At 66.2% G+C, this 1570-nt stretch carries 1 protein-coding gene and 1 rRNA gene; both read right to left on the bottom strand.

Annotated elements, in window-relative coordinates:
* Nucleotides 1-93: 93 nt before the first annotated feature.
* Entirely contained in the window at nt 94-1077 is a 984-nt protein-coding gene (locus ACWC9T_RS41805) for a hypothetical protein (RefSeq protein ID WP_449826248.1), read from the bottom strand.
* Between the two features lie 412 nt (nt 1078-1489).
* Nucleotides 1490-1570: ribosomal RNA gene (gene rrf, locus ACWC9T_RS41800) — 5S ribosomal RNA — on the bottom strand; the annotation flags it as partial.

Genomic DNA, 1570 nt, shown 5'->3' with positions numbered 1-1570 from the left:
GCTCTCGCCTTGGGGGGGGGGGGCGGGCGTGGCCGAGGTCGGCGACCTGGGCCTCGCCCGCGGGATGCCGAACGTACGCGTCGGCAGTTCGGCTCAGGAAGTGCAGCCGGGCACCGATCCGATCGGCCGGCAGTTGTTCGGAGTGTTGTGGACCACCCGGCTTCTGACCAGGGTCATGCTGCCGAGGGCGTCCTGCCAGATACCGCCGCCGTTGCCCGCGCTGTTGCCTTCCACCGACGACGTGGTCAACGTGCTCGTGCCGGCGTTGTAGATGCCGCCGCCCAGGAGTCCGGCATGGTTGGACTCGATGCGGGTGGACGTGACCTGCATCGGGTGGCGGTCGTTGTAGATGCCGCCACCGTTGTTGAAGGCGCTGTTGTGGGAGATTTCCGAGTCGTTGATGACCAGGGAGTCTCCCGCGTCGAAGATCCCGCCCCCGTGCTCCGTCGCGTGGTTCCCCTTGATCGTCGTCCCGGTGAGCCGCGTCGTGCTACCCGGCCCGTTGTAGATCGCACCGCCCTGGATCGCCGAGTCGTCCTTGAAGACGCTGTCGGTGACTTCGAGAGTGCTGCCCCCGTTGACGAAGACGGCGCCACCGTTGTTGGCGATGCTGTTGGTCACGGCACTGTGACGGAGGGTCAGCCTGGCACCGTTGGTGGGCAGGTAGGCCCCGGCGTACTCGAGATATCCGCCACCGGTAGCCGTGATGCCTTCGACCGTCAGGTATCCGTTGGGGCCGTCGATCTCGGCGATTCGAAATCCCGTGGACGCGTCCGGGTCCCGGCGGATCGTGGTGTCGCGGCCCAGTAGCGTGACGGTGCCGGTGACCTGCGGCAGGGCGTTCGGGCCGAGACCGCCGGTCGATGCCGGGCTGCTGATGGTGTACACACACCGGGATGCCAGACGAATCGTGTTCGGCCCGGTGTTGTTGTTGGCGTTGGTGATGGCTTGATCGAGCGCGGCGATGTCGTTGCACGGGACCGACACCTCGGACTGCGCGTGCGCCGTCCCGGTGAACCCGAGCAGAGTGAGGGCCGGCACCGCCAGAGCCAGAGTTTTGACGCGGCGTCTACGCATACGTTCCTCCTTGACGACAGATTGCGACTACACGATCACAGATCGCGTCCGATATGCCCGTCATCCCTGCTTCCGTGGCGCGCCGTCGAGGGCGCTTGAGCGCATTCCGTCGCGCGTACACCACCGCCCAACCGCCGTACAGGGCCCGGACGTACACGCGTCGCGACGCTGGTGACGACGGGAACTGGCTCCGGGAAGACCGAGTCGTTCATCGTCTCCGTGCTCGACCACTGCCGCCGGGAGAAGGCGCGCGGCCGACGGGGGGTCAAGGCCGTTCTGCTGTACCCGATGACGCCGAAGCGGGTGCCCCATCTCCACCCGGGAGAAGGGGATCGAATTCCTCTGACCCGATAGACCGGCACATGCGAAAAACCCCCATCCGGAATCCGGATGGGGGTTCTTCTGAAGAATTGTTCGGCGGCGTCCTACTCTCCCACAGGGTCCCCCCTGCAGTACCATCGGCGCTGTGAGGCTTAGCTTCCGGGTTCGGAAT

The organism is Kitasatospora sp. NPDC001159 (assembly GCF_053598235.1).
Note: the sequence above shows the minus strand (reverse complement) of the source record. Positions and strands in the feature narration are given on the sequence as shown.

What these genes read in the sequence shown, in the direction of transcription:
- ACWC9T_RS41805 (WP_449826248.1), bottom strand. Translation starts at nt 1,077, where the DNA reads ATGCGTAGACGCCGCGTCAAAACTCTGGCTCTGGCGGTGCCGGCCCTC.